Origin of the sequence: Achromobacter sp. Root170, from assembly GCF_001428165.1 — a bacterium.
Classification (GTDB): Bacteria; Pseudomonadota; Gammaproteobacteria; order Burkholderiales; family Burkholderiaceae_B; genus Achromobacter; species Achromobacter mucicolens.
On sequence record NZ_LMHN01000016.1, the window covers coordinates 247,583 to 261,970 of the forward strand.

At 66.2% G+C, this 14,388-nt stretch carries 11 protein-coding genes; 4 read left to right on the forward strand and 7 right to left on the reverse strand.

Annotation, left to right across the window (positions count from 1 at the left end; all coding sequences use genetic code 11):
- Positions 1 to 5 precede the first annotated feature (5 nt).
- From ASD87_RS19170 to ASD87_RS19185, 4 genes are read right to left on the reverse strand one after another with little or no spacing between them, the layout of a single operon-like run.
- Positions 6 to 1,130, reverse strand: a complete 1,125-nt coding sequence (locus ASD87_RS19170) for an ABC transporter permease (RefSeq protein WP_056325177.1) — start codon at positions 1,128 to 1,130, stop codon at positions 6 to 8.
- A 1-nt stretch (position 1,131) separates the two neighbouring features.
- Positions 1,132 to 3,867, reverse strand: a complete 2,736-nt coding sequence (rbbA, locus tag ASD87_RS19175) for a ribosome-associated ATPase/putative transporter RbbA (protein WP_056325180.1) — start codon at positions 3,865 to 3,867, stop codon at positions 1,132 to 1,134.
- Positions 3,867 to 4,934 (reverse strand): HlyD family secretion protein, encoded by a 1,068-nt coding sequence (locus ASD87_RS19180; RefSeq protein WP_056325954.1) that lies wholly within the window; start codon positions 4,932 to 4,934, stop codon positions 3,867 to 3,869. The genes rbbA and ASD87_RS19180 overlap by 1 nt, the downstream gene beginning before the upstream one ends.
- Positions 4,935 to 4,977: 43 nt before the next feature.
- The gene (locus ASD87_RS19185; RefSeq protein ID WP_056325957.1) at positions 4,978 to 6,483 is read right to left on the reverse strand and encodes an efflux transporter outer membrane subunit; all 1,506 of its coding nucleotides are present in this window, start codon (positions 6,481 to 6,483) and stop codon (positions 4,978 to 4,980) included.
- 194 nt (positions 6,484 to 6,677) lie between these two features.
- Between ASD87_RS19185 and ASD87_RS19190 the strand changes: the two genes are divergently transcribed.
- Together ASD87_RS19190 and ASD87_RS19195 are read left to right on the forward strand one after the other, a co-directional pair.
- Positions 6,678 to 7,319, forward strand: coding sequence for a TetR/AcrR family transcriptional regulator (locus ASD87_RS19190; protein ID WP_056325182.1), 642 nt, complete (start codon positions 6,678 to 6,680; stop codon positions 7,317 to 7,319).
- A gap of 74 nt (positions 7,320 to 7,393) precedes the next feature.
- A complete protein-coding gene (locus ASD87_RS19195) occupies positions 7,394 to 9,004 on the forward strand; it encodes an EAL domain-containing protein (protein ID WP_369818567.1) in 1,611 nt (536 codons plus the stop codon).
- Here the strand turns inward: ASD87_RS19195 and kch are convergent.
- Both kch and ASD87_RS19205 read right to left on the reverse strand, forming a co-directional pair.
- Positions 8,981 to 10,192: a voltage-gated potassium channel protein gene (gene kch / locus ASD87_RS19200; RefSeq protein ID WP_056325187.1), complete on the reverse strand. Its 1,212-nt coding sequence runs from the start codon at positions 10,190 to 10,192 to the stop codon at positions 8,981 to 8,983. The two genes, ASD87_RS19195 and kch, sit on opposite strands and share 24 nt — an antisense overlap.
- Positions 10,193 to 10,616: 424 nt before the next feature.
- A complete protein-coding gene (locus tag ASD87_RS19205; protein ID WP_056325190.1) occupies positions 10,617 to 11,432 on the reverse strand; it encodes a response regulator transcription factor in 816 nt (271 codons plus the stop codon).
- A gap of 570 nt (positions 11,433 to 12,002) precedes the next feature.
- On the opposite strand from ASD87_RS19205, the gene ASD87_RS19210 reads away from it, so the two are divergent.
- Positions 12,003 to 12,401: a helix-turn-helix domain-containing protein gene (locus ASD87_RS19210; RefSeq protein WP_082586358.1), complete on the forward strand. Its 399-nt coding sequence runs from the start codon at positions 12,003 to 12,005 to the stop codon at positions 12,399 to 12,401.
- Here the strand turns inward: ASD87_RS19210 and ASD87_RS19215 are convergent.
- A complete protein-coding gene (locus ASD87_RS19215) occupies positions 12,382 to 13,527 on the reverse strand; it encodes an acyltransferase (protein ID WP_056325194.1) in 1,146 nt (381 codons plus the stop codon). The genes ASD87_RS19210 and ASD87_RS19215 overlap by 20 nt on opposite strands.
- Positions 13,528 to 13,831: 304 nt before the next feature.
- Here ASD87_RS19215 and ASD87_RS19220 point away from each other — a divergent pair, with 304 nt between their 5' ends.
- Complete coding sequence (locus ASD87_RS19220) at positions 13,832 to 14,359, forward strand: META domain-containing protein (RefSeq protein WP_056325197.1); 528 nt, start codon at positions 13,832 to 13,834, stop codon at positions 14,357 to 14,359.
- Positions 14,360 to 14,388: the final 29 nt, after the last annotated feature.

The window sequence follows — 14,388 nt, forward strand, 5'->3', positions numbered from 1 at the left end:
GGGCCTCATGCCATCTGGCTGAGGGTCTTGCGAAAACGCGCCAGGGATAACGCAAACAGGACGGCGCCGATCAGCGCCAGCGCCAGGAAGGGTTGCCATACGACGCTGATGCCCGCGCCGCGATAGAGGATGGCTTGGCCGAGTTCCACGAAATGCGTCGTGGGGGCGGCCAGCATGATGTTCTGCACGAACGCCGGCATGCTTTCGCGCGGCGTGGTGCCCCCGGACAGCATCTGCAGGGGCAAGAGCACTAGTACGAGCAACATGCCGAATTGCGGCATGCTGCGTGCAAGCGTAGCCATGAAAATGCCCATCGAGGTCGTGGCGAACAGGTGCAGCGCCACGCCGGCCAGAAACAGCGCGACCGATCCTTCGATCGGCACGTGCAGCAGGCCCCGCACCACGAACGTCAACGATAGCCCAGCGGACGCCAGTACGACCAGCCCCATCGACCAGACCTTCGCGACCATGATTTCGGTGGGCGTGACGGGCATGACCAGCAGGTGCTCGATGGTCCCGTGTTCGCGCTCGCGGATCAGCGCGGCGCCGGTCAGGATGATGGACAGCATCGTGACGTTATTGATGATCTCCATCAGCGCGCCGAACCACGACTGGGTGAGGTTCGGGTTGAATCGCATGCGCACCGCCAGTTCAACCGGCAGCTCGGTGGGCGCGCGATAGCGCCTGACGAACTCGTTGATCTCGTCGGTGATGATCTGCTGGATGTAGCTGCTGCCCGTGAACGCCTGGCTCATCCGGGTGGCGTCGACATTCAGCTGGATCTGCGCCGGCCGGCCGGCCAGCACGTCGCGCTGGAAGTTGGGCGGGATGTTGACGGTAAACGTTTGGCGGCCCGCGTCCATGTTGGCGTCCGCCTGCGCCGGGGTCACAAGCTGCGGCGGCGTGAAATGCGGCGGATAGAAAGCCGAGACGATGCGCGCGGACAGCGGCGACTGGTCCTCGTCCACGACGGCGATGGGCGCGTTGTGCAGCGTTTCGGGCACGGCGGTGGCCGCCGTGTAGATCATCAACGTGAACGACACGACGATCAGCACCAGCATCATCGGGTCGCGCGCCAGGCTCCAGAGCTCTTTCACGCCAAGGCGGTAGATGTTCGCCAGGTGCCGCATGTCAGGTCTCCTGCTTTTTCAACAGCAGCGCCGACGCGCCCAGGATGATGGGAATGGAGATCAGCAGCGGCCAGAACGAGGGGTAAAGGTCATGCAGCCCCAACGCCTTGCTGAACACGCCGCGGCTGATGATGAGCATGTGGGTGGCGGGATAGACCTGTCCGATCAGCCGGCCCGCGCCTTCCAGCGACGACACGGGGTTGAGCAGCCCGGCAAACTGCACGGCCGGAACCAGGGTGCCGATCATCGTGAAGAACAGCGCGGCGATCTGGCTGCGCGTGAACGTGGAGGCCAACAGGCCAATGGCGGTGGCCACCACGTTGTAGATCAGCGCGGCGAGCAATAGCGTGCCGAAGCTGCCCTTGATGGGCACGCCGAATAGCGTCACGGCAAGCAGGGCCATCAGCAGGAAGTTCAGCATCGCCAGCGCGACATACGGCGCCTGTTTTCCCAGCAGGAATTCCAGCCGCGTCACCGGCGTGACGTAAAGATTGGTGATCGAGCCCAATTCCTTTTCGCGCACGACGGCCAGCGCCGTCAGCATGGCCGGCATCATCAGCAGCAGCAGCGGAATGACGGCAGGCACCATGGCGGGCAGGCTGCGCACATCGGGGTTGTAGCGGAACCGCGTCTCCACGCTGACGGGAAGCTGCGCGCTGGCGCCCAGCCGCTCGCGCGCCTGCTGCGCCAGCCAGCCCTGATGCATGCCCAGCACATAGCCGCGTATGGTCTCGGCCCGTTGCGGCATGGCCGCGTCGATCCAGACGCCGATCTGCACGGGCTTGCCGCGCTCAATGTCGCGCGCGAAGCCCTGCGGAATCTCGATGGCCAGCGACAGCTCGCCGCTGCGCATGCGCGCGTCCAGGTCCGCGTAATCGGCAATGGGCGGATGTTCGATGAAGTAGCGGGACCCCGACAGATTCAGGCTGTAGTTCTGGCTCAGGCCCGTCTGGTCGCGGTCCATGACCGCATAGCGCAGGTCTTCGACGTCCAGGCTGATGCCGTAGCCCATCACGAACATCAGCAAGAGCGAGCCCAGCAGCGCCAGCGTGGCGCGCACGGGGTCGCGCTGCAGTTCCAGCGATTCGCGCCACATGTAGCTGAACGCGCGATGCAGGCTGAACCCGCGCCGGGCCGGCTGGGCGGGCGGGGCGGCGTCCTCCATGGGGGGCGCCGCGCCCGTGTCGGCCGCAGTGCCGGCGCCTGCGTCGATCAGGTAGGCAATGAAGGCGGCTTCCAGCGAGCTTGCGCCGCGCAAGCGAATGATTTCGTCGGGCGCGGCGCTGACCAGCACCTTGCCCGCGTGCATCAGCGAAATGCGGTCGCATCGCTGGGCCTCGTTCATGAAGTGCGTCGAGATGAAGATCGTGACGTGATCCTTGCGGGCCAGTTCGATCAGCAGGTTCCAGAATCCGTCGCGCGCGACCGGATCCACCCCCGACGTTGGCTCGTCCAGGATGAGCAGCTCGGGCTTGTGCACCATCGCCACGGCAAGCGAAAGCCGCTGGCGCACGCCCATGGGCAGGTTCTGCGGCAGCGCGTCCAGCACGCCGTCCAGCCCGAAGCGCGTGACCATCTCCTGCACGCGCGCGGGGATGTTGGCCTCCGGCACGTGGAACAACCGGGCGTGCAGCACCAGGTTCTGCCGCACGGTCAGTTCGCCGTACAGCGAAAAGGCCTGCGACATGTAGCCCACGCGCCGGCGCGTGTCGATGTTGCGCGGATCGACCTCCTGCCCGAATAAAAAGGCCTGGCCTTCGCTGGCGGGCAAGAGGCCCGTCAGCATCTTCATGGTGGTCGACTTGCCGCAGCCGTTCGAACCCAGGAACCCGAAGATCTCGCCGCGCCGGATGCGGAAGTTGACGTGGTCCACGGCCACGAAGTCGCCAAAGCGCATGGTCAGGTCGCGCGCCTCGATGGCGATGCCGGCGTCCTCGTCCAGGGCCAGCGGCACGATCTCGACGGGTTTGTGGCCGCGCCGCTTTTGCTCGGGCAGCAGCGCAATGAAGGCCGCTTCCAGCGTCTGCGCGCCGGTGCGGTCCTGCAATTCTGCGGGCGTGCCGGTGGCCAGAACGCGGCCGTCGTCCATGGCGATCAGCCAATCGAAACGCTGCGCCTCGTCCATGTAGGCAGTCGCCACGATCACGCTCATGCCGCGCCGCTGCGCGCGAATCTCGTTGATCAGATCCCAGAACTGCGCGCGCGCCAGCGGGTCCACGCCGGTCGTGGGCTCGTCAAGGATGAGCAGATCCGGATCATGGATCAGCGCGCAGCACAGCCCCAGCTTCTGTTTCATGCCGCCCGACAGCTTGCCCGCGGGCCGGGACAGGAAGGCCGACAGGCCGGTGCTGCGGGTCAGGCTGTCGATGCGGCGGCGGCGCTCGGCCGCGTCATGGCCGAACAGGCGGCCAAAGAACTGCAGGTTTTCTTCCACGGACAAGGTGGGGTAGAGATTCTTGCCCAAGCCCTGCGGCATGTAGGCGATGCGCGGGCAGACGGCCTCGCGGTGCCTTCGGCTGGCCATGTCGCCGCCCAACACCATGACCTTGCCCTGCTGCACGGCCCGCGCGCCCGCCACCAGCGCGAGCAGGCTGGACTTGCCCACGCCGTCCGGGCCGATCAGTCCGACCATGCGTCCGGCGGGAATATCCAGCGTGATGCCGTCCAGCGCCTGGGTCTTGCCATAGCGCAGGCCGACATCGGACAGCGAGGCGACGGGCGGGACGGCCGGGGACATCAGGGCACCTTGACGTCAAGATAGCCGGGCCATTGGGCATCCGGGTCCAGTTTCAGCCACGCCACGCCGGGCAGCCCGGTCTTGACCTGCGTGAGGTGGCGGCGCAGCAGGTCGGGGCTGATCTGCGCCTTGACGCGGAACATCAGCTTCTGGCGTTCGCTGGCGGTTTCGACGGTCTTGGGCGTGAATTGCGCGGTGCTGGCCACGAACGACACCGTGGCGGGAATAACGTATTCCGGCGCGGCATCCAGGATGATGCGCACGTCCTGACCCAGCGCGACGCGGCCCGCGGCCTGCTCGGGCAGGAAGAACGTCATGTAGACGTCGGCCAGGTCGACCATGTTGAGTACCTTGCCGCCCGCGCCCAGGACCTCGCCCGGCTGCGCCACGCGGTATTGCACGCGGCCGGCGCGCGGGGCCCGTAGTTCGCTGTCGGCGATGTCGGCGTCTATGCGCGACACCGTGGCCTGCGCGGCCGCAATTGCCGATTGGGCACCGACCTGCGCGGCCCGGGCCGCGTCGATGGCTGCGGCGGCTGCCGTGACCTGCGCACGGGCGGCGTTCACCGCCGCCTGCATGCTGCGCACGCGGGCGCGGTCATCGTCCAGTTCCTGGATCGACGAGGCACCCTCCTTGGACAGCGTCTGCGAACGGGCCAGGCGCCGGCGCGCCGCGTCCAGCTCGCTTTCGCGCTGCACCACGACGGCTTCGGCGGCCCGTTTGTCGCTTTCGCGCTGCGCCACCTGCGCCGCCGCGCTGGCCGCGCCATTGACCGCCTGCTGATGCTGCGCCCGCGCTTCCTCGCGCTGCGCCTGGAGGGTGTCGATCTGCATGCGCGCCAGCGGCTGGCCCGCCGCGACGAAGTCGCCCTCCGTGACCAGCACTTCCTGCACGCGGCCCGCCAGCTTCGTGGCCACGTCGATCTCGGTGGCTTCGATCCGGCCGTTGCCGCTGACAAAGCCAGGCCCCGGCCCGGTGTCCGCCAACATGCGCCAGCCGTAGTAGCCGGCGGCTGCGGCAACCACAAGGGCAATCAGCAAGACCAGTTTTCGTTTGGGTAGAGGCATGTCGGCGTGTCCTTGATCTTTGGGCTTTTCAGCGTCGGGCCCGTCAGCGTTGGGCCGTGCCCGCGTCAGGCGCTTCAGGCGCCAGCGACCCGCCGCCCAGCGCGGCATACAGGCCGATGCGGCTGGACAGGAGCGCGCGGCGCGTTTCGACCAGCTGCTGCTGCGCGGCCAGGAGATCGCGCTTGGCGTCGAGCACTTCCAGGTACGGGGAGGCGCCATGGTCGTAGCGCAACTGCGCCAGGCGGGTGCGCTCGGCCTGCGCCGCCACGGTGGCGCGCAGCACGTCCACCTGTTCGGCCAGCCAGCGGCGCGACGCCAGCGCGTCGGACACGTCCCTGAATGCGCTTTGTATGGTCTGTTCGTAGCTGGCGACGGCCAAATCCCGGCGCGCTTCGGTCAGGTCCAGCGTGGACTGCCGGCGGCCGGCATCGAAGATCGGCAGGTTGATGCTGGGCGCGAAATTCCAGGCGCGGCTTGCCCCCGCGAACAGTCCGTCCAGTTCGGCGCTGGCGGTGCCGAAGGCCCCGGTCAGCATAATGCTGGGCAGAAAGGCGGCGCGGGCCGCGCCGATGTTGGCGTTGGCGGCCTTTAGCCGATGCTCCGCGGCCAGGATGTCGGGCCGGTCGGTCAGCAGGTCGGACGGCAGCCCCGCCGGCAGGTCGCGCATCACCGCCTCGTCATTCAGCCGCGCCGGACCGGCCGGCAGATCCAGCGGCGCACCCACCAGCAACTCCAGGGTGTGCGCCTGTGCGGCGCGCGAACGTTCCAGTTCCGTGCCCAATGCCTTGGCCTGCTGCCACAGCGTCTCGACCTGCGTCAGGTCCAGCTTCGAGATGGCGCCTTCCTCGAAGCGGCGGCGAAAGATGCGCAGCGATTCCGCGCGCGAGTCGATGGTCTCGCGGGTGAGCTCCAGGCGTTCGTCCAGTTCGCGCAGCCGCAGGTAGCCGTCCGCCACCTGGGCGATGAGGCTCAGCGTGGCCGCCTGCGCCGCCGCCTGCGTCGATAGATAGTTTTCCAGCGCCGCATCGCTAAGGCTGCGCACCCGTCCCCAGAAATCCAGTTCCCAGGTCGCCATGCCCAGGCCGACCTGATACTGGCTGGAAACCTGCGGCTGGCCCGTCACATTCAGGTCGCCCGGCACGCGCGCCCGCGAGCCTTGCGCCTGCACGCCCACGGTGGGGAACTGGTCGGAACGTTGGATGCCGTACAGCGCCCGCGCTTCCTCGACCCGCAGCAACGCCGCGCGCAGGTCGCGGCTGTTTTCCAGCGCGGTGGCGATCAGGCCTTGCAGCGCGGGGTCGGGAAAGTAGGACTGCCAGGCGATGCGGGCGGCGGCGGGCGCGGCGATGGACGCGGGGGCCGCCGCGGGCTGGACGGCGTCCAGCGGGCCGGCTGGCGGCTGGCTGTCGCGGGGATATGCCTGCGGCACCGGCAAGGCTGGGCGCTGGTAGTCGGGCGCGAGCGAGGTGCAGCCGGCGGCCATCAGCAGCGTCAGGGCGGCGGCGGCTAGACGAGGAGGTATCGAAGCGGAAAACGCGGTTGCTGTCATGCGGCGGGTCTCCGGCTCGGGGGGCGGAAGCGTCTCGCGCGCGGCAGGCTTTTGGCCTTGCGGCACGGACGGTTCCGGCGCCAGGGCGTGTGCCTATTGTGCCCATCCGGCCGCAAAATTCCTTGACGCGAATCAATCTAGCGACTGACTGGTCGGTATGTAATGGGCGCATCGTGACCCTGGAGCAATCAGACATGGACAGGCCGCGCACTCGCCTGCCGCCGCCGGTGCGGATCGGCCAGATTCTGGACGCCGCGCTGCGGGAATTTTCACGAGCGGGCTACTCGGGCACGCGCATGGACGACATCGCGTTGTGCGCCGGCGTGTCCAAGGGCGGGCTGTACGCGCATTTCGCAAGCAAAGAAGCCATCTTCGAGGCGCTGCTCGAACGCCACCTCGCGCCCGCGCCCCTCGATATCCCGGCCATCGTCGACAGCGCCGCCTCGGTGCAGGCATTGGCCGAGCGCATTGCTGATCATCTGCATGAAAGCCTCGCCAATCCCGCCATGATCAGCACGCTGCGGCTGCTGCTAGCCGAAAGCGGCAGGGTGCCGCATCTGGCGGCGCGCTGGCGCCACGAAACCGCCGAGGCGCATCTTGCCGACCTGGGCCGTCTGCTGGCGCTGGCCCGCCGGCGGGGGCTGTGCCGCGACAGCGTTGCGCTGCGCGAACCCTGGCTGCTGCTGGCGCCGGTGGTGCACACCGTGGTCATGGCCGCGCTGCTGGGGCCGGACGACGAGCTCGGCCTCGCGGCGCGCCGCGAGGCCCATGTGGCGATGATCGTCGAACTGTTGGCCCCGGCGGCCCGGCAGCGGCGGGCTGCACGCAGTTCTTGACGCCGCGCCGCGCATGGTGTCCCATCGCATCGATGCACCCGCACTAATGGCCCCTTTACTGCCGCGGAGACCCCTTGCCGACACCAGGCCTGATGGAACGCGTACCGTCGTGGCGTTATCTGCCCGTGGCCCTGGCGCTGGTGCTGCCAGTGATCGTCTGCGTGGCCTGGACCTGGTGGCATGCCCAGAAGGAACAGCGCCATGACGCCGAGTCGGCCGCGCGCATCGTTCAAGTCCAGACGCAACTCATCCTGACGCAGTCCTGGGAACTTCTGGACCGCGTGGCGCCGCTGACCGCCCTGTCCTGCGACGAGGCACTGCCCGATCTGCAACGCTGGGGGTCGCTGAACCCGTATGTCCGGTCCCTGGTGCTGGTCCGCGGCGAGCGCATGTATTGCTCGTCGGCGGTCGGCAAGGTCGATTACGCGGTGTCGGAATTTCGCAGATGGTCGGTGGGCGGATCCCCGGACCGCTGGCTCATCACGGTGGCCGGAACTCCGCTGGCGCCGGAACGTCCCGCCGTGCTGTTGGGCCGGCCCGGGGTCGAAGGCCACAGCGCGGTCGTGGTGGTCGACGGCAGGTACGTGCAGGATCTGCTGAACGCGCTATCCAATCTGCGCGATTACCAGATCGACGTGCAAGTGGGAGAGGGCGGCGTGCCCATCCACAATGATCTCAAGGGGGCAGCGGGCGCGCCCCGCGAAGTGATCTACACCGAGACGACGAACCCCGACGGCCGCGCGCCGGTCACCCTCAGTGTCAGCGCGCCGGCCGAAGCGGTCGTGCAAGCGTGGCAGCAACTGCTGATGACCTACCTGCCCGCCGCGGCGCTGCTCGGCCTCGGCCTGGCCGTGGCGGCGTTTCGCCAGCAGGTCAACCGCCAGTCCTTCAAGGAGCAATTGCGCCGCGCCATCGTCGCTGATGAATTCCGCGTGCATTACCAGCCCGTTTTCGGCCATGCGGTGGGCCAGTGCAGCGGGGTCGAGGCCTTGTTGCGCTGGGAGCGGCCGGGCGTGGGCGCCGTGCGGCCCGACGTCTTCATCGCCGCCGCCGAAACCAATGGCATGATCGTCCCGCTGACGCGCCATCTGTTCGCGCTGATCGAGCGGGACATGCGCGACTGGGACACGCCGCCCGGCTTTCATGTGGGCGTCAACATTGCCGCCGCGCATTTGTCCTGCCCCGAATTCACCGGCGACATCGAGCGCTTTGCGGCCAACATCGCCCAGCGTGAACCAACCCTGGTGCTGGAGATCACAGAACGCAGTCTGGTCACCGACGACGGGCAGGCCCGGCGCAATATCGAGGCCTTGCGCGCGCAGGGCGTGCGTGTGGCCATCGACGATTTCGGCACCGGCCATTGTTCGCTGTCGTATCTGCAGCGGTTTCCGGTGGATTACCTGAAGATCGACAAGGGGTTCGTGCATGCCATCGAACCCACGGGCGAAGACGCGCCGGTGCTGGACGTCATCATCACACTCGCGCACCGGCTGGGTCTGGCGGTGCTGGCCGAAGGCGTCGAAACCGACCTGCAGTTCCGCTATCTCAGCGGCCGCGGCGTGGCGTTCATCCAGGGTTACCTGTTTGCGCGGCCCATGCCGTCGGATCAATTCGTGGCGTGGTATGCGCGGCACGCGCCGTTGGGCGAGCCGCAGCTGCGGTCAAGCGGGCTTGGCGTCGGTTGATGGCTTGGCGAAGAACAGGTCGGTGATGGCCTGGCTGTCCATTGGCTCGCCGTTGATCGCGCGGGTCAGCATTTCCGCGCCCAGCAGTTGCACCGAAAACACCAGGTCGGGCTGCACCCGGCGGATCTTTTCGAGGTGCTTGCTGGTGTTGACCAGCGCCACGGTCTTGGCGCCGTCCGCGCCGGTTGCTTCCTTGGCGGCCAGCACGATGAACGCATTCTCGGCGTCGTCGTCGCGCAGCGCCAGCACATAGCGCGCCCGCGCCACGCCCGCTACGTGCAGCACGTCCACGCTCGAGGGGTCGCCTTCGATCAGGTCGGTGGCGGCCGGGTAGTCGTGCGCCACGCCGGTCGGGACGATGACGGTGACTTCTTCGTTGCGGCTGCGCAGGCCCTGGTAGACGCTCAACGCGAGGGGCGTGGCGCCGGCGATGATGATGTGGTTCTTTCTCATGGCCGAGGAAAACCTGCCTTTGACGAGCCGTTTCAGGTTGCCGCCGATCACCGGGCCGGCGATCGCGCTGACGGAGGTTGCGAAGACGGTGATGCCGAGGATGATAATCGACGCGGTGAACAGCCGCGCCGTGCCGCTGTGCGGCGTGATATCGCCATAGCCCACCGTGGACATCGAGACGATCGAAAAGTAGAGCGCGGTGCCCGCATCCAGGATGGGCGGATTGAATTCGTTGCCCAGATATAGCGTGCCGAACACGGCGTAGATCATCAGCGACAGCACGCTCACCAGGGCGAAGAGCGACCCGGCCGTCACGCTGGCGCGGTCGAAACGGCGCCAGTACGCCACCAGCGCGATCACCAGCACCAAGGTATAGATGCCCAGCCCCGCGCGGCCGCCATCGCCCAGGATGGCGAACGTGCCGATGCCGATCAGCAGCACCAGCGAGAACGCCCACGCAATGCGCGCTTTCAGGATCAGGCCCAGCGCAATCACCTGCAGGCCCACGCCAAGCACCAGGCGCGGAATCTCCAGCAACCCGACCACGCGCATGATCTCGTGCCAGTTGTCCAGCGCAAGCCAGAACGAATATTCGCGTGCGCGGACTTCGCGCAGCACCGGGTGCATGAAGGCGTATCCATCCAGCGCCACCAGGAAGGCGAGGCACCAGTTCGGCGGGAAGAACGCCAGTATCTTACGGAGCCGATGGCGCAGGGGAGGCTGGGGCAGGGGCATCGAGGGCACAAGCTTCCTATATCAATATGGTATGGAAGACTATCAACAAAGAATTACTGCAAACGCGTCCGAGGTCATAAACTTTCCTCATCAGGCGGCTATCCGGAAGGAACCCCGCCGATATGGCAGTAAAGCCTACCAGCAGTCAGGGTGGACGAATTGCCAGGCGTTGATCACGTTGCAGCCAGTGCAGGGACTAGAGACCCGGCGCGGGCCACGGTTGGACCGTGCGTGAGTAGTATGAGGCACGAATGTTGGAATCGCGTGATCCAGGTAGAAGGCATCGGTGCCGGCCGATGACTCCGGGTTCACGTGTTGTTTTAGCGCGGCGTCTTACCCTTCGGGGGCAGCGCCGCGTTTTTTTCGCCCGGCGATTCGTGCCGGGCCACCCTTGCAGCCACGCGTGGCGCGTCCGCTGCTTCGGTTACACGGACGCGTTCGCGTCCGCTTCTTCGCTGCGCCAGGCGTCTCGCCCGTCGGCGCGCGGGGTCGGCGCCGTGACCCGGTATTCCAGATCCAGCGTGATGTCGGCCGCAAACATGTAGCCCCATCCGTGCACCGCGCGGATCGGCAGCGTCATCTGGTTGGCCGCGGCCTTGCGCCGCAATCGGCTGATCATCACATCCACAAAGCGCCGGCGCGTGATGCCGCTGTCGGCTTCGTCCGCCCCATCGGCAAGAAATGCGTCGCGGCTGACCTTGCGGTCCGGCGCGTTGACCAGTCTGGACAGGAAGTCGCGTTCGCCCGTCGTCAGCCCCAGCGTCCTGCCCTTGGGACTGATGAGGGTCCACCCCTTGTTCGCCAGCCGCCAGCCTTCCTGGGCCGATTCCTCGGCCGTGTGCGGATCCGCGCCCGTCTCCAGGCCATCCAGCCCGACCGCGCGACGCACCAGCGCCTGCAGGACGGCTGCGAGTTCCAGGCCCGTGACATCCGGCGGCAGACACGCGTCCGCCCCGCACAGCAGCGTGCGGATGCGGCTTTCGGCGTCGAGGAATGGAGCGATGGCCACGATGCCCAGGCTGCGGTCGATCGCGCGCAGGCGCACGGCGGCGTTGTGCACATCGGGAAGCGGCGCTTCCAGGACCACCAGCGGGCTGGGCCGGCGGGAAAATCTGTCGTAGACGTCCACCAGATCGGCGCAGCGGCGGACGTTGAATCCCAGATGGGACAGGGACTCTACCAGTCTGGCATGCCTGGCGTCGTCGCTGCCAAGAAAAATGACATCCAGCGTGTTGTTCATTGATGCTTCCAATGAGGCGGCGCGGGCAGGCCGTGGGCGCCAGGAAAATGCCGGACGCCTGGCTCATGCCATGCCGTTGCCGGCCGTTGTGGGCGCGAGTCCTCATGGGAGGCACGCCTGTGTTTCATTTAAACACGGGCGTGTTTTTTTGTGAAGATACGTTTCTATGGTTTCGGACAGTAACAGCCCGTCCGGGGAGGAATTCGCCTGCAGCCATTGAAACGGCGTTTGATCCCCAATTTGCATCAGAAAAGTATTATGTATTACCGATACATTATTTTCTCTTCCGCCAGCGGCTGCGCTCATAAACTCATGCGTCTTTTTTGCTCACTGCGATTGTCGCGGGCTCGCTCGTGGGGCCGGCGCGATGACTGGTGAAGTATTGCAAGCCAATGAAATATATGAATTTTTTAAGGGCGGCTTGCATCGGAAGGGGCGCGTACGCTGCAGCTTGTACGCGGGGCCAGGGGGGCCTCACGGCGATTTATGGATTAGCCCGGAAATAGGGGCCTAATCCGTTTATTTGGCCGCGGAACTGAAATGCTTTAATCAAATAAAACCAAACAATTAATGTCTCGGGTTGATCGATTGGACACGTTTAGCCATCGTCTGCGCAACGCAAGAATGCTTCAGGGATGGACTCAAAAAGACTTGGCGGTCGCAAGCAACCTGTCGCAAAGCGCCATCGGCAACTACGAAAGCGGGCAGCGCCAGCAGCCTTCCAGCGATGCGCTCATCAAGCTGACGCGCGCGCTGCGCGTCAATCCCTTGTGGCTGAGTACCGGCGAAGGCCCCATGGTGGACGCACCGCACGGACACATTGCAGCCGGTTCCGCCGCCGAGACCCCCAACCCCGCCGCCTGGCCCTTCGAGACAATCTCGTATTCGGCCTACGCCCGCCTCAGCCAACAGGAAAAACGGCAGATCGAGCTGGTGCTCAGCGCCTACATCAAGGCACGCGGTGAATAGTCCCAATCGGCTGCGCGGGCGCTTGCGGGCGCCGCGAGGCGTCCGCGGGCGCGGTGCCGCCCGCCGGATCGGTACGTAGACGGCTGCGCAGGCGCTCCACCGGATCCGCGATCAGGTAGTTCAAGACCGCCGAGAATCCGATGCAACCCGTGATCGACATGGCCGCAAACAGCATGGGCTGGTGTTCCTGCACGTCGTGCATCAGCCAGCTGAACGCCATGATCACCAGCATGTGACAGATGTAGAGCGGATAGCTCAACTCGCCGATTGCCTTGTCCAGCCGGTGGCGCGACTGGAACAGGAACGCCAGCGGCAGCAGCGCGGCAAACAGCAGGACAGCCAGGCCATCGCGCACGGTCGGATTGATGCCGATCGAGAAATGCGCCACGACGTAGAGGAACAGGATGCCCGTGCCCAGCTCGGGCAGGCGCTTGACGCGCTGTGTCCACGCCTTCATTCGCGGCAACACCACCTGGTGCGACAGCGAGCCGATCAGGAACAGCGCCAGCTCCGTGGGGAAGAACCGGTAGGTCCAGGGATCGGAACGCCCGACCCCAGTCCAGATCAGGATGGCGCGCAGGGCGAGCGATGCCGCCAGCAAGGCCAGCAGCTTGCGCGGCGAACGCAGGATGAACGGGGCCACCAGGTAGAAACTCATTTCGACGCCCAGCGTCCAGGCCTGCGGCACCAGCAGGCCCTTGTACAGCGGCACGTCGCTGTTAGCGAAGCTGCCCGTGAAGGCCAGGGCCGAGTCGCGGATGCCGAAGAACATCAGCCAGTCCTGGCCGAAGATGAAAAGGTTCGACAAGAACAGGAAGACTTCGGCGCTGAAGGGCAGGGCTTCGTAGATGCGGAAGAACGAGCCGCCGCTCACGATGTGGGCCGTGAGCGTCAACGCCGCCACCGACAGGTAGATGGGGAAAAGCCGCAGGAAGCGGTTTGCGTAGAATTTGCCGGTGGCGCCCTGGTAGTGATCCGTGGCCGTCAGCACGTACGAGATCAGGAAGCCGGAGATGACATAGAAGAGCTGCACGGCAAGCCTGCCGCCGACCAACTGGTCTGCGTAGCCGCCACCCAGATGGTCCAGCACCACTGACAGTGCCAGTAAGGTTCTCAAAAAGCCCATCGCGCATCTCCCCGTTGGATATTGTTCTCAGGCCCGATGGGCCGGACACTGCGCATGCGGTAGTCGCGGGCTCCGCTCCTCTTTCCCTGTATTACTTTTTAGGCCGGAGTCATCAACTGTCATCGATTCTGCGCGTCGGCTTGACCCCCCGCCATGCGGCATTCGATGCAGAACCGGAGATCATCAGCGTTAGAACCTCCGGCTCAATCGTGCATCTTTTGGATACCGCTGTCGGACGGAGAAAATCGCGTCTCTGGGCGAGGCCGGTTACAGTACGACGGTACGAACCATTGGAGTCCCGTCCATGCCCACCATCCTGTCCCCGCACGGCAGATTGCTCTGCCTCGCGCTGCTTACCGCGGCGTTGGCCGGTTGCGCCGGCACCGGCGGTGCGCGCCCTGAAGGCGCCGCAGCCGCCAGCGCCGCCACCAGCAAGGATTCGCTGGCGCAGACGAGTTGGGAACTGGTCCGTTGGGCGCAGCCCGGCGGCGCGCTGCGCGACATTCCGCACGGCGACAACGGCGAACCCATTCGCCTGACCTTTCTCGCGCAGGGCAAGCAATACCAGGTCAACGGATTCTCCGGCTGCAACCGTTACACCGGCACGTACAAGCTCGAGCGCAACAAGCTCGTCATCGACGCGCCTGCCTCCACGCGCATGGCGTGCGTGCCCGCCGAGCGCGCGAAGCTGGAAGCCGATTACCTGCGCGCGCTGCGTGCCATCGACACGTTCACGCTGGATAGCGGTGGCGCGCCGCGCCACCTGACATTCAATCTGCGTGGCGGCGACGTGCTGGAGTTCGAGCGCCGCCAGGATCCGCCGACACCCTGACCCGACGCCCAGGCGCGATTCGAGAACCT

What these genes read in the sequence shown, in the direction of transcription:
- ASD87_RS19170 (WP_056325177.1), bottom strand. Translation starts at nt 1,130, where the DNA reads ATGCGGCACCTGGCGAACATCTACCGCCTTGGCGTGAAAGAGCTCTGG.
- rbbA (WP_056325180.1), bottom strand. Translation starts at nt 3,867, where the DNA reads ATGTCCCCGGCCGTCCCGCCCGTCGCCTCGCTGTCCGATGTCGGCCTG.
- ASD87_RS19180 (WP_056325954.1), bottom strand. Translation starts at nt 4,934, where the DNA reads ATGCCTCTACCCAAACGAAAACTGGTCTTGCTGATTGCCCTTGTGGTT.
- ASD87_RS19185 (WP_056325957.1), bottom strand. Translation starts at nt 6,483, where the DNA reads ATGACAGCAACCGCGTTTTCCGCTTCGATACCTCCTCGTCTAGCCGCC.
- ASD87_RS19190 (WP_056325182.1), top strand. Translation starts at nt 6,678, where the DNA reads ATGGACAGGCCGCGCACTCGCCTGCCGCCGCCGGTGCGGATCGGCCAG.
- kch (WP_056325187.1), bottom strand. Translation starts at nt 10,192, where the DNA reads ATGCCCCTGCCCCAGCCTCCCCTGCGCCATCGGCTCCGTAAGATACTG.
- ASD87_RS19205 (WP_056325190.1), bottom strand. Translation starts at nt 11,432, where the DNA reads ATGAACAACACGCTGGATGTCATTTTTCTTGGCAGCGACGACGCCAGG.
- ASD87_RS19210 (WP_082586358.1), top strand. Translation starts at nt 12,003, where the DNA reads ATGTCTCGGGTTGATCGATTGGACACGTTTAGCCATCGTCTGCGCAAC.
- ASD87_RS19215 (WP_056325194.1), bottom strand. Translation starts at nt 13,527, where the DNA reads ATGGGCTTTTTGAGAACCTTACTGGCACTGTCAGTGGTGCTGGACCAT.
- ASD87_RS19220 (WP_056325197.1), top strand. Translation starts at nt 13,832, where the DNA reads ATGCCCACCATCCTGTCCCCGCACGGCAGATTGCTCTGCCTCGCGCTG.